Genomic DNA, 24,988 nt, shown 5'->3' on the forward strand with positions numbered 1-24,988 from the left:
TCCAATCGACCTTCCGATAGGAAAGGCGATTGGACTTTTTTTAATGTGGGACATGTGTTTGATAGTACTGAACAAGCCGAGGCATCGTTTCTGCTAGATCCGGACAAATGATACCGGTATCCCGTAAATCGCGTAAGGTATGTGTTGTATCGTATTGAACGGAATGGATGAAATAATCGAGTGTCTGACGTTGCATCTGAAGACGTTTTGCAATAGCTGGAGTCAATGCCGTACTGACGAGTCGAAACGGTACGATACCACGTGGATACCGTCCATAATAGGCGACATGTAACATCTCAAAAATCGCACGTGCCCCATGTGGGAATGGATCCGTCAGATGATACGTCTTATTTTTACCAACGGGTGCATGACTGAGGTAAGCGGTCGCTTCGATGACATAATCATATGGGACGAGATTAACGAGTGCATTCGCACGTCCGGGATACGGAAGAGGAGCGAAAGATTGCAGAAGACGCATCGCGTTCAAAACGAAATAGACACCATCCCATTTCGGAGTTTCTCCCGTTTCGGAATGTCCGACAACAATTCCGGGGCGAATGATCGTATAAGGGATCGTCCCAATTTCTTTACGGAAACGCACCTCGGCTAAATACTTTGTCTCTTCGTAAGCATTTTTAAAGTAACTTGCCTGTAAATCGTCCTCAAGAACCGTTCCTGTACGTAGACCTGAGACGTACGCTGTGCTGAAGTAGATATAGCGCTCTAAAGCGCGGCATGTATGAGCGAACTGTGTCACATTCGCAGTACCGATGACATTGATCCGGAAGGCAGGTTCATATGCCGTAGCTAAATCGTATAGCGCCGCGAGATGAAAGATGTGTGTGACATCTTGTTGCAAAATCATCCGTGTATCATCAGGTAAAGCAAGCTGTTCGACCGTGATGTCGCCCTCATGTAATACGAGTTGGTCCGGTCGTAAGGATGTCCGCTCTAGAAGAGCATCACGTCGCTCAGCGGCCATGTTCTGCTCTGACGATAAGTGAAGCAAATGAAAACAAGCGATTTGATCCGGAACACGTGCCAGTTGTTCAATCAGTTTTGTTGCTAAAAAACCGGGGAAACCAGTCATAAAATAGGTCCGCATCAATTCCAGTCCTTTCTTGGGTCGCGTTCAAGCATGACAGTGAATGTCGAACCAGCATTGATTTCTGATTCGACTGAAATCGCTCCACCATGCGATTCAATGATTTCCTTGCAAATGGCAAGACCGAGTCCTGTACCACCAATTTTCCGGATGTCTGAGTTATCGACGCGGTAAAATTTCGTAAAGAGCTTTTCAAAAGCATTTTGTGGAATGCCTAGTCCATGATCCGTTACAGATAACGTTGCTTGTTCCGAGTTTACTGAAAGATTTACTTGTATATGATCCGCCTGTGGAGAATATTTAATGGCGTTAGACAGTAAGTTTAAAATGACTTGCTTGATTTTATGCTCGTCCGCAAAAATCAGGACAGAATCCTCTGGTAGTTCCAGATCAATGCGATGTGAATCGACGGTCTCGCCATAAGCATCGACGGTCGCTACTAGAAGCTCACGTAATGAGAACGATGAAAAGGCATATTCTTGCTTTCCACTTTCTAGTCGCTGGATGTCTAAAAACTCATTTAACAGAGTTGTCAGTCGTTTCGTTTCTTCGTGGACGATCTCAACATAACGTTCGATTCTAGCAGGTGGTTGCTCTTTATATCGGAGTAATTCCATATAACCAAGGATGGAAGACAGTGGTGTCCGCAACTCATGTGATACCGTACTGACGAGTTCATCCTTTACTTGATCCATCTTTGCTTCCTCCGTCCGGTCACGGAAAACGAATAAGAAACCATGACGGGAAATACGACTCTTCTCCTTTTTGATTGCTGTGGCATAAAATTCGAAATAGAGCGGACTGGACTCATTCGGTCGCTGTAACGTAAAACGAAATGATAGTTCAGAATGTTTTCCGGCGAGTAGCTCCTCGACTTGGCGGAGCATATCGAATCGAGTAGTCAGATCAAGGTTCGGAATCAAGCTGATCCGTTCTTGGATTTTACTTGGTGCAATACCTGGAACATCAAGTAACTTACGCGCTTTGACGTTCATGAAGATAAAACTTCCATCCTCTTCTGTCAGTAAGAAGCCTTCGTTGGACGCTTGAAGAATCGATTGTGTGATGTCACGTTGGCGCATGATAGCATTTTTTTCGCGCTCGAGCATTTTCTCGATTTTTTTTCGTTCCGTGATATCACGGACGACGGCGACACGCATACGGATATTGTTATAGATGATTTCACGCGGGAAGACTTCGATTTCGACAGAAGTTCCATCGGCACGTTGACCGAGCACTTCGTAAGGTTCTTCACGATGCTGCTCGATGCGCTGTAAGACGCGTGCATGATGATCCGGATGAATCAATTCAAGTGTCGTTTTTCCTTTCATCTTCTCGAGTTTTGTGCGGAAGATGACTTCTGCTGCGCGATTGGCATCAATGATAATGCCATGATCATGAAAGATGACGGCTTCGACGACAGATTCCGAGAAGAGTCGGAATCGACGCTCGCTTTTCGTTAGGTGCCATTCGATTTGTTTTTGCGTCGTGATGTCTTGAATGAGTAGGAAATACGTATCGTTCGGTAAACGTGTCATATAAAGTCGTCCATGAAAGGTTGAACCATCCAAGCGATGGTACGTCCAGTCGTTTTCAGCTTCCCGTCCATGAAGTAGGAGGAGTTGAGCATCCGATAAATCCTTTAAGTTCAGTTGTTCGAGATGTTGACGGCGGGTAGCCATTTCCTTTGCATCATGTAAGATCGTTGGTTGAAGACCGATGATATCTTCGGCGTGATCAAATTGAAACAAGGTACTTGCTACCTCGTTACATGCCTGGATCCGAAATTCTATATCTGTAATGAATAAAGCGACATCAAGTGATGAACCGAATAAGTCATCGACTTTTAGAGGAGCGACATGGACGAGGAAATAGTCGGTCGCTTCAATCGCTGTGATTGTTAATTGATGCGTCGCTGAAATGACGGCTTCCTTCTGTAACGGAAAGAAATCATCCGTGATCGGAAAAAGTTCCTGGACTGTTTCTATTTTCGGAGCGGTCATGAACTGATGTTGAAAGGCGTCATTATGAAATTGAATCTTTCCATTTGCATCGATAAGAAGAACGGGGTCTTTCATAGCACGTAACGTCGCATGGATGATTCGTAAAGATGAGGGGGATGAATGTTCTGCCATGAGCTACCTCCTGACTGGTCCTTGACCATGGATTTTAAGACGGACTTTCTTCGTTAGCTTACTTCTGCAACAGAAGTAGTGTTTCCTGTCGAAGAAAGCAACCAATGAAGAATTTTAGTATAGTGAAAAACAGATCACGACAAAGTAGAGGAGAAACGTACGATGAAACGATTGAAACGAAAACGTTTATTACTGGCAACTTTGTTTGCAATGGTAGGAATTTTCGGAACTTATTTTTTTTCGAGTTCTTGGGAACCTTTAATCTTAATCGTCAGTATAGTAGGATGTATCCTTTTTCTTCTTTTGTCCATTTTAACGCCGTCGCTTGAAAAGCAACTCGATCGAATGGAAGGACGAGAATTTGAAGAATGGCTTGCCGATTTGTTTGAAACAGCAGGATATCGGGTTGAGCTGACACCTGCTTCGCGCGACTTCGGAGCAGATTTGTTGATAGAGGATGAACGAGGGTATAAGATTGCCATCCAGGCAAAGCGATATAGTGCGGCTGTAGGGCTCGAAGCGGTTCAACAGGTCGCTGCCTCTGTTCCATTCTATGGAATGGACGAGGGATGGGTCGTTACGAATTCGACCTTTACGGAAGCCGCGTATCAACTGGCAGAACCGAATCAGGTTCGCCTCATCGATCGGGAAGAATTGCTCGCATTTGCAAAGGAGATGAACCTGCATTAAGCATGTCGAATGATTGTCGACAAAAGGGGGTTGTCAATTTGGAGAAACGGTGCAATAATCATTTTCGTTAACGAAATATCATACAGATAAAGAAAGTTAAACTATACAGGATGTCTAAATAAACTGGGGACGAAAAACCAGCACGTTTTAGCAGTGAGAGGAGAATATCTGTTGCGCAAAGTTGTCTATGTGCAGGGTTGCGTTTTTTCGCAAGGTCATGCCGCGATTTATGATGAAGCACACCAAATGATTGGTGCGGTTCAACACGACGAAAACGGTCGTGTTCAAGTAATGAATGGTGAAGGTAGAGGGGTAGCGTTTGGTAAGTTCATTCCGACATGTAAGAAATGGGTCGTGATGAACCATGATGGACAAGAGGTAGGTCAAATGCGTGAGAAGTTTTCGCTCTTCTCGAAGAAATGTGAGTACAACGTGTATGAGCGTGGTACGTTCACGATTTCCTTCGACCTGACAAAAGGAAAATTCTCCGTCCGGAGTGCCGCTGGAGAGGTCGTAGCAGAATTGTTGCAAGACGGTGATGAGTACCGTCTCGTCAAGGATGCTGACAAACTCTCGATGTACGAATTACTCTCTGTCTTGAAAAGTCTAACGAACAATGTCCACTATAAATCACTGACAGCCGTCTAAATAAAAAAAGATGCCTTCCATGACATGGATGGCATCTTTTTTTCATCATGTCGTTTGAAGAACATGATAAAGGCGTTGTTTGGCTTCGTGCGTCAGATGCGACACACGACGGGCATAGAGACAGAGTTGCAGGACATGGACAGTTTCAGGGCGATACGCGTTAATACGCTCGAGCGAGCGTCTGAGACGCTTCTCCGTCAATTCAATCGGTCCGCTCGTCTCCGCATGTTGTGTATAGACGAGATAAAAATTGAGTGGGCTGATCAAATCATCCTCATCGATGTTCGGGTTCTGGAAGACAATCGTTAGCAGTTCCCGTGTTTCTTCTAGCGAGAAGAGGTGTTTTAAATCGTCCAGTAGGTAGATGATAGAGGCCTGATTGATTGAGTATTTCTTTCCGCGATGCGGTACACCGATGATGTCCCGTACTTCACGTTTCGTCCAGTTCTGAATCGTCGTTGCTGACATGTGTTCTCCAATCAAGGCATTTGCCAAATGAACGATTTCATTGATGGATAGACCATTTTTCAATGGATCGAATTGTTTCAGACGATTGATGACCTTCGGCAATTCTGTTCCTTCTGTTGCAACGAGTGGCTCGATTCCTTTGCCTTCATTCAAACGTTGCAGACAACTTGATAATGTTTGGACTGCTTGAGCATCATACATTTCCAAAACTTCCTCTCTAGGACGTCATTTGACCTTATGTTATCAAATGAAGGTTCAATAGGGCAAATGGCAACTAAAACAACGTACAATAATAAGAAAGGGGGAATCAGAATGGAATGGCTTGCTGCCCTTGGTACGATCGTCATCGTTGGGCTGGTTCTCGTCATCCTTGAATTCATTGGACGCCGCTTCGGTTTTTCTCCCGAAACGGTTCGGAAATGGATTCATATTGCTGTCGGTCATTGGGTATTTCTTGCACTTCTATGGCTTAATCACTGGTACGTTGCCATCGTACCGTTGTTATTCTTTGCTGCTGTTAATTTATTGACACTACGCAAAGGAATCGGACAGATGCACGACGTCGATCGTCCTTCTTATGGAACGGTCTATTATCCGCTCGCTCTAGCAGGACTCGTCCTGTTCTTTTTCGAACTACAACCAATGGCGCTCATAGCTGGAAGCATGGTACTTGCCTGGGGAGATGGACTTGCCGCTTTGGTCGGAAAACGCTACGGAAAGACGTTTTACGTTCGCGGTGAGACGAAACGTTCCTTTGAAGGGAGCATCGCGTTGTTTTTAGCATCATTTCTCGTTCTTACAGTAACATTTTTGTTTTACGAACAACCTGTTTGGCTCGCTGTCAGTTATGGCTTTTTACTTGCGAATATCGCCGCTCTGATTGAAGCCATTTCATATCGCGATCTCGACAACTTAATCTTACCGTGGACGATCGCGGCGCTCGTCGCATTTGCTTTTTGACGTTTAATCACGTAGCAACAATTGTTTAAAATAGAGCAAACGTAGTCGAATGTAGTCCGGATACGCGCGCCATCCTGCATGACGAATAGTCATATCCCGACACATGTCACGGAAAATATGTCGATAGATTTTTTCTTCAGAATCATCATAAACAGCTGCGTATAAGCCGTGTTCGAGCATATTGGAAAGTCGCTCATCGAGCTGAGTGTAAAGCTCCTCATCGCTGTCTTCTCGTAAGGCAGAATGTAGCATCTCATACTGAATGCCTTGATTGGTAGAAGCGGTTGCATGAAAGACGGCTGTTTTATCGTGATGAGATACACCGATGATTAACGCATAGAGTGTTTCCAACATGTCGATCGAATGACCGTCCAGTTGTTGGATGGAATCAATAGCCATCAGCGTATCGATTCCAGATGCACCAATTTTCTTTAAGTATGTAAACGCATGAACAGCTGATTCACCATAATATTGACGATGATTGTAATGGACGGCAAGGGAGCGGTGTCCTGTCGGCTCTTCAGGGAACCGTGTGATGGCCGATAAGAAAAACTGTTCCGCTTCGTGCATATATCCTTCCTCTTCACTGATGATCCCAAGAAGAATATACCCTTGAACGTGCTCACCGATTTGTTGGTGTGTCTCTTCAATAAGTCGGCGCGCTTGCGTGAGTTCGTTCTTGAAATAAAGGGAGTAGGCTGTCGCAATGTTGAGCAATGGATGGGATGGGACAAGAACACGTAAGCGTTCGGTTGCGGCAATCCGTACGTTCTCTTCTGTATCGGATGTCAGTGCTTCGAGTAACGCAACTTCAGCGACGTGACTCTTAAGTTCATGGGAATGGGCGGTTACAGTTTGTGTCATGTAATGAAATCACCTCTACTAGTTCAAAATCATATGTCTTCATTCTCATCATATGACAAGCAGAATGGTGCCTCAAGAAATAATAGAGAAATTCGTTCTTTTTATAAAAAAGTAGCCGATGGTTCCTAAAAAAGGAATCATCGGCTACTTCTACTATTGAGATTATGCGTGAAGGTGAAGAACATCTTCCACGGATTTATACGTGTATCCGAGATCGCGTGCGACCGCTTCATAAGTGACGAATCCTTGTGCGACATTCAATCCTTTTTCAAGAGCATCATTTTCAGCAAGTGCACGATGTGTGCCTTTGTTTGCGAGTTCAAGAACATAAGGAAGTGTTGCGTTCGTCAATGCCAGTGTAGACGTACGTGGAACGGCACCAGGCATGTTTGCAACAGCGTAATGAACAACACCGAATTTTTCATACGTTGGATCATCGTGCGTTGAGATACGATCGACCGTTTCGAAGATACCGCCTTGGTCGATAGCGACGTCAACGATGACAGCACCCGGCTTCATGCGTTTCACCATATCGGCAGTGACGAGTTTCGGTGCTTTAGCGCCTGGAATCAAGACAGCCCCGATGACAAGATCACTTTCAGCGACTGCTTCAGCAATCGTGTACGGGTTTGAAATCAATGTGTTGATTGAGTTACCGAAGATATCATCAAGCTGGCGAAGACGTTCTGGACTGACGTCGATGATCGTGACATCTGCGCCGAGACCAACAGCGAGTTTCGCAGCATTCGTTCCGACAACACCACCGCCGATGACTGTTACTTTTCCACGACGGACGCCAGGGACGCCAGCAAGCAAGATTCCCATACCACCGTGTGGTTTTTCTAAGAACTGTGCACCGATTTGCGATGCCATACGTCCTGCTACTTCACTCATTGGTGTTAACAATGGCAGTGTGCGGTTCTTCTCGACTGTTTCATAAGCGATTGCTGTGATGTTCGAGTCAACGAGTGCACGTGTCAGTTCTGGCTCAGCAGCTAGATGGAGATACGTAAATAATGTCAGATCTGGACGGAAGTATTGGTACTCAGAAGCAATTGGTTCTTTGACTTTTAAAGCAAGTTCAGCGGTTGCCCAGACTTCAGCAGCGGTTGCGATGATTTCAGCACCCGCTTTGACGTACTCTTCGTTCGTGAAGCCACTCCCCATACCTGCCATTGATTCAATGACGACACGGTGTCCTTGTGCATGTAACGCTGCTACCCCGGCAGGTGTTAATGCAACACGGTTTTCGTTATTTTTAATTTCTTTTAATACTCCAATGATCATGTGAACGCGATCCCCTTTCGCAAATAAACAAATCAATTTCTCTTCTTCTTCAGTATACGAGAAATGAAAGCGTTCTACTTTATCGGCGTTTTCAAAAATAACCGATATCCTTTGTGTAAAATCACAAAGGATATCGGTCTGCTTTAAGATACAAATAAAGTAAGGAGCGTTCAGGTAAGGATTCCATTCGAATACCGGCTTCCTCCTCGATTCGTCGCATCCGATAGAGGATCGTATTCGGATGAACATGGAGATGAGAGGCGACTTGTTTAACGTTCCCGTCATAATGAAGAAACCACTCTAATGTCTCACATAAAGAAGAGGCATGTTTGACATCGTAAGCACGCAGTCGTTCGATTTCTTCGAGACGAACCGTTCGGCGTCGCAGACGTTCTGAGAAAATCGGTAAAAGTTGAAACAAGCCGAGGCGTTCATAACGGGTCACGTTCTTCAGCTCAAATGGAAAGGCGTCTTTCAAACGTAAGACGATGCCGGCCTCTTCATAGCGTTCTGGGATCGCCTGGACACCAGTGAATACTTCGCTACTTGCTGCAACGAAATCTGTGTAATCAAAACGCTCCGCGAGCAATTGGCGGAAGGACTGAATGAAGGCGTCGAATTGCAGACGCTCTTGTTCTGCATCACGGTCATTTGTGCTGATCCACAAGATAAAATCTGTTTCATCATACGCGTAAAGTAACGGACGGACCGTCTGCTGGATCGTTAATAAATAGCGAAGACGATCGGCAAGCCGTGGTGTGATCGCTTCTGAAAAACGAATGACTGTTAAACGGCTAATTCCGGGTGGTGCAACATGAAGCTTAGAAAACATCTTCATGATCTCCGACTCGGACAGTTCTTCGTGTAATAACTCGAAGAAGAATTGTTCCGTCTGCTCTTCCTTTCGTTTTTTCTGCATGTCGATTGCGAGTAACTGACGTTGTGCAAGCAGAGCTCCTTTTTTTAAATCCGCTAATTCCGACGAGGTAAACGGAGTGCTTCGCGCAATTGACCAGATATAGCCTAGAATTTCAGAATCTTGTTTAATGGCAATGGCGACCCGGTCATTCAGTCCGACACCAGTACGTGCTGAAATGATGAGCGGTTCATCTTGTGTTGCGAGACTTTGGATGACCTCGTCTTTCCAAAGTTGATCGATGACTGATTCCGGTACCCGGCGACCGATGATCGTTGCGACACGAGCGGGGTCCGTGTCAGCAGTATGCGTGCTATAGGCAAGGAGGCGATGGTTCCGATCTTCAATCGTAATCGGGGCATTCAACGCGATGCCGATCGCTTCTGCTAAGTCATCTAAGGAATGATATGAAGCTTCTAACATGAAATATCCCTTCTTTCTCTCTCGTTCAATATCTTCAGTATATCTTCTGTTGTGAAAAATCACAAAAAGTTTTCTTTTGTATTGTAAGAAAATACAACTGCATGCTACGGTTAGCCTCGGAAAAGAGAGAGGATGAAATGGCATGGATGTGTTACGTATGATATCAGCTTGGGTCTGGGGGATTCCAAGTATGGTGTTATTAGTAGGAACGGGAGTTTACTTTACGATTCGCTTGCGTGGTCTTCAGTTTCGACGATTGAAACAAGCGTTTCAATTGTCTGTTCAAAAATCAGGGCAGGGAGAAGGAGAGATTAGTAGCTTTCAGATGTTGATGACGTCCCTAGCGGCGACGATCGGGAACGGAAACATCGCAGGAATCGCAGTCGCCTTGACGATGGGCGGACCAGGTGCGGTCTTTTGGATGTGGATCATTGGGTTGATCGGAATGGCAACAAAATATGCGGAAAGCCTCCTTGCTATTCTCTTTAGAAGTCGAAATGAACGAGGCGAAGCTGTCAGTGGACCGATGTATTACATCGAGAAGGGACTGGGACCTAAATTTAAAATCCTTGCCGTTTTGTTTGCGGTATTTGGTTTGATTGCATCATTTGGTGTCGGAAATACAGTGCAAGCGAATGCGATGGCAACGGTGCTTGAGCAATCGTTCCATGTGCCGTTGTTATTGTTCGGTATTTTACTCGCAATTGCGGTCTATGTATCGATTCGTGGTGGGCTTGAACGCGTCAGTGCGATCTCGACGATTTTCGTTCCGATCATGAGCTTGCTTTATATTGGAGCAGCGTGTGTTCTTTTAGTATTAAAGGTGGATCAGATTTTGCCAGCTTTAGGCCTAATCTTTGAATACGCGTTCCAGCCACTTGCGCCAGCAGGTGCTTTTACGGGTGTGTCGATTATGATGGCGATGCAAGTCGGTGTAGCACGTGGGATTTTTACGAACGAAGCAGGACTCGGGACAGCAGCCTTGATTGCCGGATCCGCAAAAAGTGAACGCCCAGTTGAGCAAGGATTGATCTCAATGACGAGTACCTTCATCGTGACCTTGATCGTCTGTACGATGACGGCACTCGTCCTTCTGACGACAGGATTTTGGGACCCATCCGGTGGCTTACATTCAGGTATGACACATGACGCGAGTCTTTCTGGGGCAGCACTTACGGCAACTGCCTTTGCGAGTGTCCTTGGATCATTTGGAGAATGGACCGTTGCTTTCTCGGTCTTCTTCTTCGGTTATTCGACGATCATCGGTTGGTATGTCTACGGAGAAAAATGTTTAGAGTACTTGAGCGGTACGACACGCTTCAACGAAGGCTATCGTGTGTTCTTTGCGCTTGCAGCTTGTTACGGTGCCGTTGCTCAACTTGAACCATTATGGCTCGTAGCAGATATTGCGAACGGGTTGATGATGATTCCGAACTTGATCGGGATGTTATTCTTATCGCACCTAGTCATTGAACAAACGCGCAACTACGAACGGGCGGGTCACAAGCGAGTCGCCTGAACGAATAAAAGCCGTGATGCCTAAGAGGCATCACGGCTTTTGCCATGAAACGGATTCATCCATTCGTACGACGACGGCTGTAGATGAGGAGTGTTAGTAAGAAGATCAAACTGAGTGCAATGAGGACGGAAAGTGAAGCGACGTTCCAGCCGAGGACTTCAAATAAGACGCTGATCGCAACCGTCAAATAGAAGATACCGAGGTACTTTTTGACAAAAGGACTTTCGAAGTGCGTCAACTGCTTCGCTCCAATTGGTGCTCCGAGCAACGCTCCGATGATCAGCATGATACCGACGAGAATATCGATGTTCGTACTTGCCACCGTATAATTGACGAGTCCCGATAGAACAATCAGTAACGCGGATGCAATACTCGTTCCGACCGCACGCTTCAACTCATAACCAACGATTCCGACGAGTAACGGTGTGATGATGAATCCACCACTGACACCGAGGAGGGAAGAGATGAATCCGGCGAACAAACCAGTGAAGGCAAGAGCGAGATAACGATTTTTCCAACCCGTCTGTTCACCTGTCGTAGATTTCGGACGTAAGAATTTATTCGCGAAATAGAGTAAGAGTCCAATATAAACGATCGAGATGACGAGATGGGCGCCGTTAACAGCCTCTAGACGAAGGACAAGTGGTGTCGCGATCGTCGAACCGATGATTCCGACGCCACCAACGACGAGACTGTCACGCCAGACGACATTTTTGAGGCGTAAGTGAGAGATTGTACCCGAAACGGTTGATCCGAGGGTCAGCATGAGGCTGGTCGCGATTGCGACACTCGGTGCATATCCTAAAATGAGTAATAGTGGCGTCAAGATAATACCACCACCAATTCCGAAAAATCCGGAGATGATACCAATGAAAAATCCGAGGATTAAGAAATAATAAAAAGCGAGATCCATGTACAGTCTTCCTTTCTGTTTCTTCTCTATGATTCATTTAGTATGGCAATGAATGAGAAGAATGTAAAAGGGGACGGCTCCTTCAAGGGGGTTGAAGGAGCCGTTAAGGGGAACTTATTCTTTTGACGCGGCGACTTCTGTAGCTGCATCGATACCGGTATTGGCCTTAACTATGATTCGTTCGAAGTTCCCGGCAACTTCGTTCGATTTCGTCAACAACGTCCCGACGATGGCTCCGAGGAAACCAAGAGGGATGGAGACGATTCCTGGATTCGTCAGTGGGAAGAGGGCTTCCCCGATGAACAAGGCTGAACCGTCGACTGCCCAAAGATTTGGACTGAGTGCGACGAGAATCAGTGAAGAGAATAACCCAACGACCATACCTGTGACTGCTCCGCCAGTATTGAAACGGCGCCAGAAGATCGTTAAGAGAATGACTGGTAAGTTGGCACTTGCTGCGACAGCAAAAGCAAGTGAAACGAGGAACGCGACGTTCATCGATTGTGCGAACAATGCCAGTACCATCGAAATCAAGGCAACGGCGATGGAAGCGAGACGTGCTGCTGTCATCTGTTCTTTTTCCGTCGCTTGTCCTTTACGTAGGATATGACTATAGAAGTCATGAGCAAAGGCAGACGCAGCGGATAAGACCAGTCCTGCCACAACCGCGAGGATCGTCGCAAAGGCGACTGCAGCGACGAACGCAAAGAGTAAATCGCCACCAAGTGCTTGCGCAAGAAGTGGCGCAGCCATGTTACCAGCGGCATTCGCAGCAATGATATCGTCAGAACCGACGAATGCGGCGGCACCAAAACCGAGGAAAATTGTCAAGATATAAAAGGCACCGATGATCCATGTCGCATACACGACGGACTTACGAGCTGTCGGAGCATCTTTAACGGTAAAGAAACGAATTAAGATATGTGGCAATCCGGCTGTTCCGAGAACGAGCGCGAGATTTAATGAAATCGTATCCAGTGGCAACTTGAATTTATTACCGGGATTTAAGAATGAGTCCCCGAGTGGCGTGGCTTGTTTGACTTCTGAGAACATCTTGAAGATTGAGAAATCAAACTTCGCGAACACCATGAATGAGATGACGGCTGTTCCTGCCATCAGCAGGATCGCTTTGATGATTTGTACCCATGACGTAGCGGTCATGCCACCGAAGACGACGTAGACCGTCATCAAGATCCCAACGATGATGACACTCGTTGTGTAAGGAATCCCTAATAACAATTCAATCAAGGCACCTGCACCGACAAGTTGCGCAATCATGTAAAAAATCGAGATCGCGATCGAGTTCATAGCCGCGACGCCGCGAACTTTTGAAGCGTTGAAACGAGCAGCAATCATGTCTGCCATCGTATACTTCCCGAGGTTCCGAAGTGGTTCAGCGACGAGGTATAAGACGACGAGATAAGCAACGAGGAAGCCGATTGAGTAAAAGAATCCATCGAAGCCAGCTAAGGCAATCATCCCGGCAATCCCGAGGAACGAGGCGGCTGACATATAGTCACCGGCAATCGCCATTCCGTTTTGCGCACCAGTAAGTCCACCGTCTGCTGTATAAAAATCGTTAGCTGTCTTTGTTTTGCGAGCAGCAAAGTATGTAATGACGAGCGTCAAACCGACGATCGCCGAGAATAAGGCAACGGCAGTATAATTCATTTCGACTCCTCCTTGATTTGTTCGACGAGTCGATCAAAGGCACGTGCTTTTTTGCTATACATCATGCAAAACGTCCATGTCATGATAAATTGAGCAAAAGCAAATAGCCAAGCACCCGTAATATCTCCGAACACGGGCTCGTTCAAAATCGTGAAGTAGCTTGTCAAAACAGGAAGCGTAAAATAGAAAATAAGGCAAAAACTGATAGCAGGAAGAATGAATCCGTTCTTTTGTCGCATCAATTGTTGAAAAGTAGCGCTCTCGACGATGGCTGGAGCAGATTGAGTCGCTTCATTTTTCTGGACTTCGGATACTTGATGCATGAGGACGCCTCCTTTAAAAACTGAATGTAAATTCATTATAAGGATGTCGTTTCTGGAAAAGCTATCCTAATTTTCGAATGGATAACTCCATTATTATATTAATATTGGTCATACCATTTTAATGTAAGCGTTTTCAATATTGAACATTGTTTGAACGTTATATTGATATTTTAATTTATGTGAAAAATGATTCAAAAGACCTAACGTTTTGAATAAGAGCAAAAAATATTAAAAAGCCCATCTATGGAATCATAGACAGGCTTGGGTCATTTTTCAGATGGACGTTCGATTTTATCTTCGATGTCCCGTAGATGATCCGCACGTTTTGACAGAGCGCGACGCTTCAACCACTCTTCTGTTCCACGACTGACTCCCCAGATGGCGAGTAAAATCAAAAATAGAAGAACAAGACGCATTGGACGCTCAAGAAACGTCGACCATTCCTTTCCAATCAGCGAGAAGATAATCACGACAATCAAACGACCGGCACCGGCAGCAATCAAGTACGTCCGCAGCGATAGTTGAATCATGGCGGAGATGGACGTGATGATGAATGCGGGCATGAACGGAAGCGAGAAAAAGAATCCCAGTGAAATCGGACTCATGTGACGAACACGTTCGATCCATTGTTGGGCGGCATGGTGTTTTTCAAGCCAACGCGTGACCGGACGCCGGAATAGATAGCGAATACAAGCGAAGACGACGAGTGATCCAAGCATGCTCCCGACCCATGATACGAGAACACCCATACCAAAACCATAGGTTGCCGCATTGGCGGAAATGATCAGGACGAGTGGCAGGAAAGGAAATAGAGACTCAAGAAACGGGGCAATTAAACCGGTGGCAGCTCCTCCAGGTAAGTCTTGGAGAAAAAAGATCATCTGCTCGATCCAGTCACGAAGTGTGTGGAGCATTCGGAATCCTCCTTGCAAGATGTACTACTATGTTTTATTTTACCTCTTTCTGATTCAGAAAGGGAATGAAATTCCTTGAAAGGGATTCAGGAATTGTGGATTGTACATTCGAAAGGGAGTTGGTATTATACTTAAATGGGTGCGTTTTGCAGGCGTTCCCAGCTAGTCAATAGCTAGACGCTTCGTTTGCCAACGTTCGTTTTACTGCAAAAAACTGACATGGGGGCTAATGAGGAATATGAAACCTTATCGCGTACTATTATTTTACAAGTATGTTCCGATCGAAAATGCGGAACAATTGACGAAAGAGCATCTTGCTTACTGTAAAGAGCTCGGTATTAAAGGTCGGATTTTGATCGCACCAGAAGGAATCAACGGCACACTTTCTGGAACGGTCGAACAGACAGAACAATACATGAAGGATTTGACGGCGGATCCACGATTCGCTGACATCGAATTTAAAATCGATGAAGTCGAAGAACATGCCTTCAAAAAAACGTTCGTCCGGTACAAAAAAGAACTCGTCACATGGCGTTTTGAGGACGAATTCAACGTACCAGAAGAAAACGCTGCGTACCTTGAACCAGCAGAGTGGAAAGAAATGATGAAACAAGAGGATGTCGTCATTCTCGATGTACGGAACAACTATGAATATGATCTTGGACACTTCAAAAATGCCGTAAAAGTTGATGTCGATGCTTCACGGGAATTCCCGGAGTGGCTCGACGAGAACGAGCATTTATTTGAAGGGAAAAAGGTTCTCACATACTGTACGGGTGGTGTTCGTTGTGAGAAATTCACGGCGTACTTCCGTAAACGGCAACAAAGTGACGATATCTTCCATCTAAAAGGCGGAGTCGTCATGTACGGAAAAGATGAACAGACACAAGGAGAAGACTGGGAAGGCGAACTGTACGTCTTTGATGAGCGTGTACAAGTTCCTGTCAATGCCGTCAATCCATCTGTCGTCTCAGAATGTTATTATTGTGGAAAACCGGAGACGCGCTACGTTAATTGTGCGAACCCGGAATGTAATCGACAGCACTTCTGCTGTGAAGAATGCGAACCGAAAGTCATGCGTTCGTGTTCCGATGAATGCCGGGAGCATCCGCGCAACCGTTATGAAAAAGAGCAACAAGAAGAATTAGTATAAGGCAACGTGTAAAAGCCAGATGATTTCTAAACAGAAATCATCTGGCTTTTTTTGTGTACTCAGGAGGATGGAAATAAGTAACGCAAAATATCGGGTAAACGATTGGCCCATGCCGTTTCATGATGAATCGCTTCCGGAATGATCGTATAGCAGCTTTGAGTGAGTTTTTGTGCGACTGCTCGCGCTAAGACATCATTCGTGTGTAGATAGTCCGTCTCAGTCATCGGACCACTCACTTCTTTCGTACCGACATCCATGTAACAACGATGATCAGTAGAAAGAGACGGGCTTCGCTCAATGAATTCGAGGAGTGAGGAGAAGTTTGCCCATCCGGCAGTCGACAAGGCAGCGACGCGCGTGATGACTTCTGGATACGCAAAGAGTCCATAGAGTGAGATGACGCCACCCATCGAGCTCCCAATCATTGTCGTGTCGTCAGGGCGTGTCGCATAATTGGCGTCAATATATGGCTTTAGCTCACGGATGATCCAATCCATATAGACTTTTCCGTTTCCGCCGATCGACGTACGATGCGATGGATAAGCCGTTCGCATCAATAAGGCTTCGTCACTCCAAGGGGCATAATCATCGTACCGATCCATGCCGTCTTCCGGGCTATCGATCGCAACGATCATTGCCGGAATCTGTGTCTGCTGAAGAGCTAGATGAATTTCCCAGCCTTTTCCGAACGAAGCGGTCTCCCCACTGAAGACATTTTGTCCATCGTGCATATAGATCACCGGTAAGGCTTCATCCGGATCAAAATGTGGTGGACGATGAATCCGAATCGTCCGATTAGCTTGAGATGTTGGTAATATCATTTCAATTTCCGTAATCGACAATAGAGTCACGACCTTTCAAAGATTTGCATAGTGCGCGGTACAATTGCGTCCGTTGTGTTTTCCACCGACATACAATGCATGATCGGCTTGGCGTAAAGACTCTTCGAACGTTCTTTGGTATTTTTCGTCGACTGTATCGATACCAAGGCTAACGGTTAACGAAAGTCGATGACCATCGACGAGGAAAGGACGATCCATGACCGCATGGCGGACAGTTTCGGCGAGATGAATAGCAGCCTCTTGACTACCATTTCGTAGTAAGAGGACGAATTCCTCCCCGCCATAACGAGCAGCAAAGACATCATCATGTTGTAATTGAATCGCTTGGATACGTCGTCCGAGTTCACGAAGGACAAGATCTCCAACTTTATGACCATACGTATCATTGACTCGTTTGAAGTGATCGATATCGAACAGAATGACTGATAGTGGATAGGCATCGGCGGCAAATTCTTGCCGACCATGTTCGTAAAAGGCACGACTATTTGGTAATTCCGTCAAGGCATCCGTCCGACTTTCCGTATACAGCTGAACTGTTTCACGAGAGCGTTCTAAAACACGACAAAAGATGCGGAGTAAACGAGATAATTCGTCAGCATTCGTTACGTCATAGGCATCGGCAACCTGATGGAACAGGATGATTGAGACATCGACCTCTCCACTTGTAATCGAAGGAATGGCTAGCATCGAGTGGCGATCAACAGGTAAGCCGATTTGAATGTCATTTCCCCAATCACACCGAAGACCATAGATGATCGGAGTATGCAAATCGTCAGCTGTCAGTGAATGAAATAGAGGTAACACGTCGATTGGTTGTTTCGTCCGAATGTTATAGATGACTTGCTTCCGTTGTTGTTGAATCGAGATCCAACCTTCAGAAAACGGCAGAAGATGTGGTAAGTCAAGGAGTAGCGAGTCAATCGTTTCGCGTTCAAAGCGGGAAATCAATAAGTGTTCCTTTGCATCGTCAAATCGTTTGGCACTATCATTTGCTTCGAGTGAGTCACCACGTTCTTGGAGCAGACGCTTGAATAAAAAGAGAATCAAGGCAGACACCGTTGCTGCGACGAGTGGACTCTCATCATAGAACCAGATGCCGAGTAGGGCACTTAACATGCTAATCCCGTAGACAAGAGATTGAAGCTTTACGAGACGTCGCCAATCGTATTTCAAGTAGAGGAAACGATTAACGAACAGACATTGGAAGTAAGAGACAAGGAAGACCGTAATTACAAAGCCGATGAAAGGGATCATTGCTTTAGAATACGTAAAGCTTGAGCCAATCGGACCGCCTAACGCATAATACGCAAATGCCGGAAATGAGATATAGACTAAATCGAACAGAGCGTTGATTGGATAGAGGTACACGAAACGTTTCCAGCGTATCGCTTTTCGGTGAGACATGAATTGAAAGACGAGAATACCAACTTGACTTAAAATCAAGGCGTACGTCAAACCATAATTCAGGAACAAAAATAAGATGATTCCTTCTTGGAAGGTATAGTAAATGCCGCCACGGCGGACATTATCGAACTGAAATAAGAGAACGAGTCCAAACAAATAAAGTGTATTGATGATGGAGACAGAAGGATGGAAGGTCGGTGGATGAACGATGCCGATCAATAATAATGTCAAAGCGACGAGACCGAAGACAATCCAGCTCGTCCGGGCTACGTGTTGATAGTAGCGCATGAAACATCCCTCCCCCTGAGAAGTATCTTTTATTCCTATACCCGAATTGTGGAAATTTTGATAAGCCATTTACCAAAAAAATAAGGTTGAGAGAAAAGAAAGAATTGCGTATAATGTGAAGGATATCAAATACAGTCGATGATGAAGAGAGTAACGATTGATTTTCGTCAACTAGCGAATCAGGGAATGGTGGAAGCCTGAGGACGAACCGGTCGCGAAACGCACTTCTGAGACGCTGCCCGATTCCTGATGGAAGAGGCGTAGCCGGGGGACCCCCGTTATCCCCGAACAAGGTGGGTGTCGAGTGACACCAAGAAGAGTGGTACCGCGGTCAGTCCGTCTCTTTGCGCGTAGCGCAAGGGGCGTTTTTTATTGCAAAAAAATCAGTGAAGCTGGAGGAAATAAAGATGAGTTATAAAGCACAATATGCAGAAGTGTTACATCAAGTCATGGAAGGTGCCTTGTCGGTTGAACAAATCGAACAACTAATCGAGCAACCAAAACACGAAGATCATGGTGATCTTGCTTTCCCATGTTTCATGCTCGCAAAAGCATTCCGTAAGGCACCAAACATGATTGCTTCGGACCTCGCAGAAAAAATCAATGCACCGTTATTCACGAACGTTCAAGCTGTAGGTCCCTACATCAACGTCTTCTTGAACCGAGAAGTCGTCTCGCAAGAAATCGTCAATCAAGTCTTGAAGGAAAAAGAGACATTCGGTTCTAGCGAAGCCAATGGCAAGACGATCGTTACGGATTTCTCATCTCCGAACATCGCCAAACCATTCTCAATGGGTCACTTGCGTTCGACGGTCATCGGGAACGCGCTCAACCAAATCTCGCGCAAAAAAGGGTACGATGTCGTTGGTGTCAACCACCTAGGGGACTGGGGAACACAGTTCGGGAAATTGATGGTTGCTTACACGATGTGGGGTGAGGAAGAAGCAGTCCGCGCAGAACCAATCAAAGAATTGTTAAAATTGTACGTTCGCTTCCATGAAGAAGCGGAAACGAATCCAGCACTTGAGGATGAAGGACGCCTCTGGTTCAAAAAACTCGAACAAGGTGATGAGCAGGCGACGACTCTTTGGACGTGGTTCCGCGAAGTCTCACTTGTTGAATTCAACCGTGTCTATGACATGCTCGGTGTTAAATTCGATAGCTTGAACGGTGAAGCTTTCTACAACGATAAGATGCAACACGTCATCGATCTACTCGAAGAGAAAGATTTACTCGTTGAATCTGAGGGAGCAATGGTCGTTGATCTCGAAGCAGAAGGTATGCCACCTGCCTTGATTAAAAAGAAAGATGGCGCAACCCTTTACGCAACACGCGATTTAGCAGCTGCTGTCTATCGTCTCGAAACATACCGTTTTGAACAGGCATTCTATGTCGTCGGTGGCGAGCAAGCCCTTCACTTCAAGCAATTGTTTGCAGTTCTGAAGAAACTTGGGTTTGAGAATGTCGACGGCATGCACCATGTACCGTTCGGTTTAATCATGAAAGACGGAAAGAAAATGTCGACGCGTAAAGGTCGGATCGTCTTGCTTGAAGAAGTACTACAAGAAGCAATCGACGTCGCGAAGAAAAACATCGCGGAAAAAAATCCGAACTTAGCAAATGCCGAAGCGACGGCTCGTCAAGTCGGTGTGGGCGCGGTCATCTTCCATGACTTGAAGAACGAACGGATGAACAATATCGAGTTCGATCTTGAGCACATGTTGAAATTCGAAGGTGAAACAGGACCATACGTCCAATATACGAATGCTCGTGCGAACTCGTTGCTCCGTAAAGGTGGCTATGATGGAACACCATTCGCAGGCAGTGCCGATGATCATGCATGGGGTGTCGTTTCAATGTTGAACCAATTCTCGACAGTCATCGATCGTGCGTTTGCGCGTCGTGAACCATCAATCATTAGCCGATATGTCTTAGATCTTGCACAAAGCTTCAATAAATACTATGGGCACGTCCGTGTTCTCGAAGATGACGCAGCAAAACAATCACGTCTTGCACTCGTCAAGTCTGTCACGATCGTCTTGACAGAAGGTCTTCGTTTACTTGGTGTCGGCGCTCCAGAAGAAATGTAAGACCAATCCACGAATAAGAAGAGGTAGATTATGAAGACTGAAACGAAAGAACGATTACAGCAAGCTGCTTCACAGATGAAGCAGGAGCCTTTGGCGGAAACGGTCGCATTCATGGCTGATTTTCACGGGAAAGTCGCAGCGTGGTTACCGGGAGAGTCTGTCGATTTCGTTCACGACTTCGTGACGGCACCGGAAGCAGAGTTGATTGCTCCCATTGAAGGCGATGCATTACGAACGAAAGAGAATTTTGAATTCTTCATGCGTAAAAAACAGACGCGGAAAAAACTTGGCGAACTGTTGACGCTTTGGAAGTCAGCACGTACGACAGAGACATTGAGTCAAATCGATGCGATTGGATTGAAAAAGTGGCTTGCACGTAATGAATTCCGTTCGGAAGACAAACCATGGGATTACTTGAATCGACTGCACGTCCTTCTTTTCCTTGATTTGATGACGACGATCATCGACGATCATCAATTGACGAGTCTGCATGAGCAACTTGTTGGTACGACACCAGTTCCGACGAGCTTCGTTCGTCGCCAAGGGGATGTCCGTCAAGTCATCGAAGCCTTTGCAGAAGACTCAAACTTCACACAAGTCGATGTCGTCAAAGCATCGCTTGTCCGTTACCTCTGATAGTGAAGATGCATGAACAAAAGCCGTCGAGCCTTGCGCCCGACGGCTTTTGTTGTATCATCTCAGTTCGCTTGATGAAATACGATCGTTTGTTGCTCCGTATCGTAGAGACACCATTCCCGTTCGAACACGACGGGACCGAGATTGACCGCGTAACGTTCTCCTGCGATCGATAGGGGTTGGTGTAATGGACTAGGGAGTGCATCCCCATTTTGAAACAAGCCTCTGATATGACTATGTCCAAAAAAGAGGAGCGGCTCGTGTTGCTGTGACAGATCAGGCAGAAAATCACGCGACCAACTTAATTGGTCTCCATGAATCAATAGCGCCCCCTCGATTCGTTGTTTTCGAGGACAAAGACGTAATGCGTCGATGACAGGAGATAGATGCGGCGGGACGAGTGACAGGATGCGTTCTTCTTGATTGCCGAGCAACGTTTTAAAATCAATCAGTTCTAAAAAATCATCATCAAGCGTCACGACGAGGGAGAGTGATTCAAACGAATAGCGCTTCGCTCGCTTTTTACCAACATGGCATTCGTAAATATCTCCAAGACAAAATAGACGCGCATCGGGAGCGAGTCGCCGTATATCAGCTAGGACAGCCGCTGTGTCGGCTACTGAACTGTGAAGATCCGCAAAAAGGGCATAACGCATGATCGACCACTCCTTTTGTTAAGGAGATACCCGAAAATGCGTCATGCCCATCTTTTTTTAATCTAATCGTGCGTATCTTATTCTGTTTCTACTGTGATGCCACGTTCTGCGAAGACGACTTTCGCGACTTCAAGTGCGTTCAAGACACGTGGGAATCCAGTGTAAGGAACAAGATGCATGATAGCTTCGACGATTTCGTTTCCTGTCAAACCAGCTGTCAATCCAGTGTTGATATGGAGAGCGAGCTGTGGTTCTGTACCTTGTGTGACGAGAGAAGCGATCGTGACGATTGCGCGGTCGCGGTTGACGAGACCATCGCGGCTGTAAACTTCACCGTATGCGAAATCCGTGATCCACTCACCGACTGCTGGAGCGATATCTTTCAGGGATTCAGAGATTTTATCATGCGTTGATTGTGCAGCGTTTGTGTCTGTGAATTCGCTGAGTTTTTTAACGCCTGTTTCGTGACGTGATTCAAAATGAGTTGCCATGGTAAAGGACTTCCTTTCTTTTTTAACGATGTTCTCATCGTAAAGGAAGAAAATCCATTCTACAAATACATGATTTTTATGAAAGGTATGCTTATTTGGAATACATGTCACTGACGAATTGAATCCATTTTCGCGTTACATAGGATTGATAGCGACCGGTCGGAACCGCAATTCCTAAGTGCCATGGCACACGCGTTTTCAATGGAATCGTTTTGACGCCGCGAATCGAAAAACGATCAGCAATCGAACGCGGAAGAACAGTCACTGCGTTTCCTTCTGCGACAAGCAAACATAGGAAATCCCACTGCGAGCTAATCCGGGAAACGTGTGGTGTGAACCCAGCATCCTGACAAGCATTCAAGACGACGTCGTGGAGTGAGAATGTCTCATTGAATAAGACGAACGGCATGTCGGCGACTTCCTCTAACGCAATCATCGACCGATCGGCGAGAGGATGATCACTTGGTAAAAATAAATGGAGTTCTTCTTCGATGAAGGGGTGCGTCGTCAAATGCTCATCTGAAGGAAGTACTGTTGCGATTAAATCGACTTCACCGGCGACGACTGCTTTTTCTAACGCATGTCCACCTGCTTCGATCAATGCGATTTGAATCATTGGATACATCTCCTCGAAACGCCGCAGGAGACCCGGAAAAAACAGCGAGCCGATTAATGGAGGAACACCGAGGCGGATCGTTCCTTTCGTCAGATGCATGACATCATAGAGATGAGAAGGTAGGTCAGATAACTGACGCAAAATCTTTTCCCCCTCAACTAATAAGGTCTCACCAGCATCCGTCAGGACGATTTGTCGTTTGCTTCGGTCGAACAGTTCCATCTCGAGTTCTTCTTCTAAATGACGGACCATTTTACTGAGTGTTGGTTGCGTGACATGAAGATGTTCAGCGGCACGAGTGAAACTTTTAAAGCGTGCTACTTCCGTAAAATATTCCAGTTGGCGGAAATCCATCAGTATTCTCCTATTCTTTTGAGTTATAGATGTCATAACAAGTATTCATTTTTATTATTCTTTCAATCAGCGTACAGTAAAGAGACCGAACACGTAAAGATAAAGAAAGAAGGAATCCATCATGATGAAACAACTCGAAGGAAAAGTCGCGTTAATTACAGGAGCAGCAAGCGGAATCGGTCTCGAAATCGCTGAAGAATTCGCTCAAGAAGGCGCTAAAGTCGTTATTGTCGATCTTCAGGAAGAAGCAGCCAAACGCTCAGCCGAAACACTTCGTGAAAAAGGCTTCGATGCGTTTGCCGTCGCGGGTGATGTGACGAATGAAGAGGCAATCAAATCAAGTATCGAACAGACTGTCGCGCATTACGGAACGATTGATATCGTCATTAACAATGCGGGAATGCAGCACGTCTCACCAATCGAAGAGTTCTCAACTGAGAAATTCGACTTGCTTCAAAGCATCATGCTTCGTGCACCATTCCTCTATACGAAATACGTCTTCCCGATCATGAAAAAACAAGGATCTGGACGCATCTTGAACATGTCGTCAATCAACGGATTGATTGGTTTTGCAGGAAAAGCAGCATACAATAGTGCAAAACACGGCGTCATCGGTTTAACGAAAGTAGCCGCATTAGAAGGAGCAACTTCTGGTATTACGGTTAATGCGATTTGCCCAGGATATGTCGATACACCACTTGTCCAAAATCAATTATCTTCACTCGCTGAAACGCGGAACGTACCGCTCGAGCGTGTGTTAGAAGAAGTCATTTATCCACTTGTTCCACAACAACGGTTATTGCAAGTTAAAGAAATCGCGGATTACGCTATTTTCCTTGCAAGTGACAAAGCAGCAGGTGTCACGGGTCAAGCTGTCGTTCTCGATGGTGGCTATACAGCACAGTAAGAAACAGCATAAAGGAAAGGAGATACTTTTTGGATGCAATCCAGAAAGTATCTCCTTTTTTGTTTGATAGATGCTGAAAAAACGTGTTCAGCCTGTTTGACGTGAATCGATTAACGGAAGTTAATGAATTGAACGTCGACGGATAATGGAAGCTCACGAACGATTTGCATGACTTGTTGTAAGTCATCACGTGATTTACCTGTGACTCGGATTTGGTCATCTTGGATTTGTGTCTTCACTTTTAATTTTGACTCCTTGACGGCGTTGTTAATCTTTTTCGCGTCGTCACGATCGATTCCACTTTTGAGGATGACACGTTGGCGAACTGTGTTCCCAGCAGCCTGCTCGACTTTTTCGTACTGCAGGTTTTTTGTCGGAACTTCGCGCTTGATCAATTTTGCTGTTAAGACATCTTTAACTTGATCAAGTTTGAAATTGTCATCTGAGATCAGAATCAAATCCTCTTTTTCGAGCTTCATGTCGCTCTTTGAACCTTTAAAGTCGAAGCGGTTCGTAATTTCCTTCAGTGCGATCTGAACCGCGTTCTTGACTTCCTCGATATTGATTTGTGACACGATATCAAATGAATTATCTTTTGCTGCCATTTCAATCTCCCCTTTCATTCCACTCTCTATTTTAGAGAGGAATACCGGAAGCGTCCACTGCTTTGAAATTTTGTTATAATAAAAACCATGAAATGAAAGGGGTGCTTAGC

General features: G+C 45.6%; 24 protein-coding genes and 1 other annotated feature. Of the genes, 8 read left to right on the plus strand and 16 right to left on the minus strand.

Annotation, left to right across the window (positions count from 1 at the left end):
• Positions 1-40 precede the first annotated feature (40 nt).
• Both ADM98_RS02480 and ADM98_RS02485 read right to left on the minus strand, forming a co-directional pair.
• Complete coding sequence (locus ADM98_RS02480; protein ID WP_053452110.1) at positions 41-1,105, minus strand: SDR family oxidoreductase; 1,065 nt, start codon at positions 1,103-1,105, stop codon at positions 41-43.
• The gene (locus tag ADM98_RS02485) at positions 1,105-3,240 is read right to left on the minus strand and encodes an ATP-binding protein (RefSeq protein ID WP_053452111.1); all 2,136 of its coding nucleotides are present in this window, start codon (positions 3,238-3,240) and stop codon (positions 1,105-1,107) included. Before ADM98_RS02485 ends, ADM98_RS02480 begins: the two co-directional genes overlap by 1 nt.
• A gap of 162 nt (positions 3,241-3,402) precedes the next feature.
• On the opposite strand from ADM98_RS02485, the gene ADM98_RS02490 reads away from it, so the two are divergent.
• Together ADM98_RS02490 and ADM98_RS02495 are read left to right on the plus strand one after the other, a co-directional pair.
• Positions 3,403-3,930: a restriction endonuclease gene (locus ADM98_RS02490; protein WP_053452112.1), complete on the plus strand. Its 528-nt coding sequence runs from the start codon at positions 3,403-3,405 to the stop codon at positions 3,928-3,930.
• 171 nt (positions 3,931-4,101) lie between these two features.
• Positions 4,102-4,578 (plus strand): hypothetical protein, encoded by a 477-nt coding sequence (locus ADM98_RS02495; protein WP_023469691.1) that lies wholly within the window; start codon positions 4,102-4,104, stop codon positions 4,576-4,578.
• Positions 4,579-4,623: 45 nt separating this feature from the next.
• On the opposite strand, the gene ADM98_RS02500 is transcribed toward ADM98_RS02495, so the two are convergent.
• On the minus strand, positions 4,624-5,247 hold the full coding sequence (locus ADM98_RS02500) for a DUF1836 domain-containing protein (RefSeq protein WP_053452113.1): 624 nt from the start codon (positions 5,245-5,247) through the stop codon (positions 4,624-4,626).
• A 111-nt stretch (positions 5,248-5,358) separates the two neighbouring features.
• Between ADM98_RS02500 and ADM98_RS02505 the strand changes: the two genes are divergently transcribed.
• Entirely contained in the window at positions 5,359-6,006 is a 648-nt protein-coding gene (locus ADM98_RS02505) for a diacylglycerol/polyprenol kinase family protein (protein WP_053452114.1), read from the plus strand.
• A gap of 3 nt (positions 6,007-6,009) precedes the next feature.
• Here ADM98_RS02505 and ADM98_RS02510 read toward each other — a convergent pair whose 3' ends face one another.
• From ADM98_RS02510 to ADM98_RS02520, 3 genes are all read right to left on the minus strand, one after another.
• Complete coding sequence (locus ADM98_RS02510; RefSeq protein ID WP_053452115.1) at positions 6,010-6,870, minus strand: tetratricopeptide repeat protein; 861 nt, start codon at positions 6,868-6,870, stop codon at positions 6,010-6,012.
• 162 nt (positions 6,871-7,032) lie between these two features.
• Entirely contained in the window at positions 7,033-8,157 is a 1,125-nt protein-coding gene (ald, locus tag ADM98_RS02515) for an alanine dehydrogenase (protein ID WP_053452116.1), read from the minus strand.
• 121 nt (positions 8,158-8,278) lie between these two features.
• Positions 8,279-9,496, minus strand: a complete 1,218-nt coding sequence (locus tag ADM98_RS02520; protein ID WP_053452117.1) for a PucR family transcriptional regulator — start codon at positions 9,494-9,496, stop codon at positions 8,279-8,281.
• Positions 9,497-9,638: 142 nt separating this feature from the next.
• Here ADM98_RS02520 and ADM98_RS02525 point away from each other — a divergent pair, with 142 nt between their 5' ends.
• The gene (locus tag ADM98_RS02525; RefSeq protein ID WP_053452118.1) at positions 9,639-11,015 is read left to right on the plus strand and encodes an alanine/glycine:cation symporter family protein; all 1,377 of its coding nucleotides are present in this window, start codon (positions 9,639-9,641) and stop codon (positions 11,013-11,015) included.
• A 55-nt stretch (positions 11,016-11,070) separates the two neighbouring features.
• Here the strand turns inward: ADM98_RS02525 and ADM98_RS02530 are convergent, their stop codons facing one another.
• From ADM98_RS02530 to ADM98_RS02545, 4 genes are all read right to left on the minus strand, one after another.
• The gene (locus ADM98_RS02530) at positions 11,071-11,928 is read right to left on the minus strand and encodes a sulfite exporter TauE/SafE family protein (protein ID WP_053452119.1); all 858 of its coding nucleotides are present in this window, start codon (positions 11,926-11,928) and stop codon (positions 11,071-11,073) included.
• A gap of 114 nt (positions 11,929-12,042) precedes the next feature.
• Positions 12,043-13,599, minus strand: a complete 1,557-nt coding sequence (locus ADM98_RS02535; RefSeq protein WP_053452120.1) for a solute symporter family protein — start codon at positions 13,597-13,599, stop codon at positions 12,043-12,045.
• A complete protein-coding gene (locus ADM98_RS02540; protein ID WP_053452121.1) occupies positions 13,596-13,922 on the minus strand; it encodes a DUF485 domain-containing protein in 327 nt (108 codons plus the stop codon). The genes ADM98_RS02535 and ADM98_RS02540 overlap by 4 nt, the downstream gene beginning before the upstream one ends.
• Before the next feature lie 266 nt (positions 13,923-14,188).
• The gene (locus tag ADM98_RS02545) at positions 14,189-14,836 is read right to left on the minus strand and encodes a TVP38/TMEM64 family protein (RefSeq protein WP_053452122.1); all 648 of its coding nucleotides are present in this window, start codon (positions 14,834-14,836) and stop codon (positions 14,189-14,191) included.
• Between the two features lie 238 nt (positions 14,837-15,074).
• Between ADM98_RS02545 and trhO the strand changes: the two genes are divergently transcribed.
• Entirely contained in the window at positions 15,075-15,989 is a 915-nt protein-coding gene (gene trhO / locus ADM98_RS02550) for an oxygen-dependent tRNA uridine(34) hydroxylase TrhO (RefSeq protein ID WP_082318478.1), read from the plus strand.
• A 59-nt stretch (positions 15,990-16,048) separates the two neighbouring features.
• Here the strand turns inward: trhO and ADM98_RS02555 are convergent, their stop codons facing one another.
• Positions 16,049-16,810, minus strand: coding sequence for an alpha/beta hydrolase (locus ADM98_RS02555; RefSeq protein ID WP_235504815.1), 762 nt, complete (start codon positions 16,808-16,810; stop codon positions 16,049-16,051).
• Positions 16,811-16,846: 36 nt separating this feature from the next.
• A complete protein-coding gene (locus ADM98_RS02560; protein WP_053452125.1) occupies positions 16,847-18,523 on the minus strand; it encodes a GGDEF domain-containing protein in 1,677 nt (558 codons plus the stop codon).
• A gap of 129 nt (positions 18,524-18,652) precedes the next feature.
• Positions 18,653-18,870 (plus strand) — a binding site (T-box leader).
• 60 nt (positions 18,871-18,930) lie between these two features.
• On the opposite strand from ADM98_RS02560, the gene argS reads away from it, so the two are divergent.
• Both argS and ADM98_RS02570 read left to right on the plus strand, forming a co-directional pair.
• Positions 18,931-20,613, plus strand: coding sequence for an arginine--tRNA ligase (gene argS, locus ADM98_RS02565; RefSeq protein WP_053452126.1), 1,683 nt, complete (start codon positions 18,931-18,933; stop codon positions 20,611-20,613).
• 30 nt (positions 20,614-20,643) lie between these two features.
• Positions 20,644-21,249 carry a hypothetical protein gene (locus tag ADM98_RS02570; protein ID WP_053452127.1) on the plus strand — a complete coding sequence of 202 codons (606 nt, stop codon included), beginning with the start codon at positions 20,644-20,646 and terminating at the stop codon, positions 21,247-21,249.
• A gap of 62 nt (positions 21,250-21,311) precedes the next feature.
• Here ADM98_RS02570 and ADM98_RS02575 read toward each other — a convergent pair whose 3' ends face one another.
• The 3 genes from ADM98_RS02575 to ADM98_RS02585 all read right to left on the minus strand — a co-directional run bounded on the left by ADM98_RS02575 (position 21,312) and on the right by ADM98_RS02585 (position 23,366).
• Positions 21,312-21,905, minus strand: coding sequence for a metallophosphoesterase family protein (locus ADM98_RS02575; RefSeq protein WP_053452128.1), 594 nt, complete (start codon positions 21,903-21,905; stop codon positions 21,312-21,314).
• 77 nt (positions 21,906-21,982) lie between these two features.
• The gene (locus ADM98_RS02580) at positions 21,983-22,396 is read right to left on the minus strand and encodes a carboxymuconolactone decarboxylase family protein (protein ID WP_053452129.1); all 414 of its coding nucleotides are present in this window, start codon (positions 22,394-22,396) and stop codon (positions 21,983-21,985) included.
• Between the two features lie 91 nt (positions 22,397-22,487).
• Positions 22,488-23,366: a LysR family transcriptional regulator gene (locus ADM98_RS02585; RefSeq protein WP_053452130.1), complete on the minus strand. Its 879-nt coding sequence runs from the start codon at positions 23,364-23,366 to the stop codon at positions 22,488-22,490.
• 121 nt (positions 23,367-23,487) lie between these two features.
• Between ADM98_RS02585 and ADM98_RS02590 the strand changes: the two genes are divergently transcribed.
• Entirely contained in the window at positions 23,488-24,273 is a 786-nt protein-coding gene (locus ADM98_RS02590; protein WP_029342884.1) for a 3-hydroxybutyrate dehydrogenase, read from the plus strand.
• 110 nt (positions 24,274-24,383) lie between these two features.
• Here the strand turns inward: ADM98_RS02590 and ADM98_RS02595 are convergent, their stop codons facing one another.
• A complete protein-coding gene (locus ADM98_RS02595; RefSeq protein WP_053452131.1) occupies positions 24,384-24,878 on the minus strand; it encodes a YajQ family cyclic di-GMP-binding protein in 495 nt (164 codons plus the stop codon).
• Positions 24,879-24,988: the final 110 nt, after the last annotated feature.

This window comes from Exiguobacterium sp. BMC-KP (assembly GCF_001275385.1).
In the GTDB taxonomy this organism is placed as follows: domain Bacteria; phylum Bacillota; class Bacilli; order Exiguobacteriales; family Exiguobacteriaceae; genus Exiguobacterium_A.

Bases quoted from the DNA above. Each gene is read 5' to 3' on its own strand.
- ADM98_RS02480 (WP_053452110.1), bottom strand. From the start codon at position 1,105: ATGCGGACCTATTTTATGACTGGTTTCCCCGGTTTTTTAGCAACAAAA.
- ADM98_RS02485 (WP_053452111.1), bottom strand. From the start codon at position 3,240: ATGGCAGAACATTCATCCCCCTCATCTTTACGAATCATCCATGCGACG.
- ADM98_RS02490 (WP_053452112.1), top strand. From the start codon at position 3,403: ATGAAACGATTGAAACGAAAACGTTTATTACTGGCAACTTTGTTTGCA.
- ADM98_RS02500 (WP_053452113.1), bottom strand. From the start codon at position 5,247: ATGTATGATGCTCAAGCAGTCCAAACATTATCAAGTTGTCTGCAACGT.
- ADM98_RS02505 (WP_053452114.1), top strand. From the start codon at position 5,359: ATGGAATGGCTTGCTGCCCTTGGTACGATCGTCATCGTTGGGCTGGTT.
- ADM98_RS02510 (WP_053452115.1), bottom strand. From the start codon at position 6,870: ATGACACAAACTGTAACCGCCCATTCCCATGAACTTAAGAGTCACGTC.
- ald (WP_053452116.1), bottom strand. From the start codon at position 8,157: ATGATCATTGGAGTATTAAAAGAAATTAAAAATAACGAAAACCGTGTT.
- ADM98_RS02520 (WP_053452117.1), bottom strand. From the start codon at position 9,496: ATGTTAGAAGCTTCATATCATTCCTTAGATGACTTAGCAGAAGCGATC.
- ADM98_RS02525 (WP_053452118.1), top strand. From the start codon at position 9,639: ATGGATGTGTTACGTATGATATCAGCTTGGGTCTGGGGGATTCCAAGT.
- ADM98_RS02530 (WP_053452119.1), bottom strand. From the start codon at position 11,928: ATGGATCTCGCTTTTTATTATTTCTTAATCCTCGGATTTTTCATTGGT.
- ADM98_RS02535 (WP_053452120.1), bottom strand. From the start codon at position 13,599: ATGAATTATACTGCCGTTGCCTTATTCTCGGCGATCGTCGGTTTGACG.
- ADM98_RS02540 (WP_053452121.1), bottom strand. From the start codon at position 13,922: ATGCATCAAGTATCCGAAGTCCAGAAAAATGAAGCGACTCAATCTGCT.
- ADM98_RS02545 (WP_053452122.1), bottom strand. From the start codon at position 14,836: ATGCTCCACACACTTCGTGACTGGATCGAGCAGATGATCTTTTTTCTC.
- trhO (WP_082318478.1), top strand. From the start codon at position 15,075: ATGAAACCTTATCGCGTACTATTATTTTACAAGTATGTTCCGATCGAA.
- ADM98_RS02555 (WP_235504815.1), bottom strand. From the start codon at position 16,810: ATGATATTACCAACATCTCAAGCTAATCGGACGATTCGGATTCATCGT.
- ADM98_RS02560 (WP_053452125.1), bottom strand. From the start codon at position 18,523: ATGCGCTACTATCAACACGTAGCCCGGACGAGCTGGATTGTCTTCGGT.
- argS (WP_053452126.1), top strand. From the start codon at position 18,931: ATGAGTTATAAAGCACAATATGCAGAAGTGTTACATCAAGTCATGGAA.
- ADM98_RS02570 (WP_053452127.1), top strand. From the start codon at position 20,644: ATGAAGACTGAAACGAAAGAACGATTACAGCAAGCTGCTTCACAGATG.
- ADM98_RS02575 (WP_053452128.1), bottom strand. From the start codon at position 21,905: ATGCGTTATGCCCTTTTTGCGGATCTTCACAGTTCAGTAGCCGACACA.
- ADM98_RS02580 (WP_053452129.1), bottom strand. From the start codon at position 22,396: ATGGCAACTCATTTTGAATCACGTCACGAAACAGGCGTTAAAAAACTC.
- ADM98_RS02585 (WP_053452130.1), bottom strand. From the start codon at position 23,366: ATGGATTTCCGCCAACTGGAATATTTTACGGAAGTAGCACGCTTTAAA.
- ADM98_RS02590 (WP_029342884.1), top strand. From the start codon at position 23,488: ATGATGAAACAACTCGAAGGAAAAGTCGCGTTAATTACAGGAGCAGCA.
- ADM98_RS02595 (WP_053452131.1), bottom strand. From the start codon at position 24,878: ATGGCAGCAAAAGATAATTCATTTGATATCGTGTCACAAATCAATATC.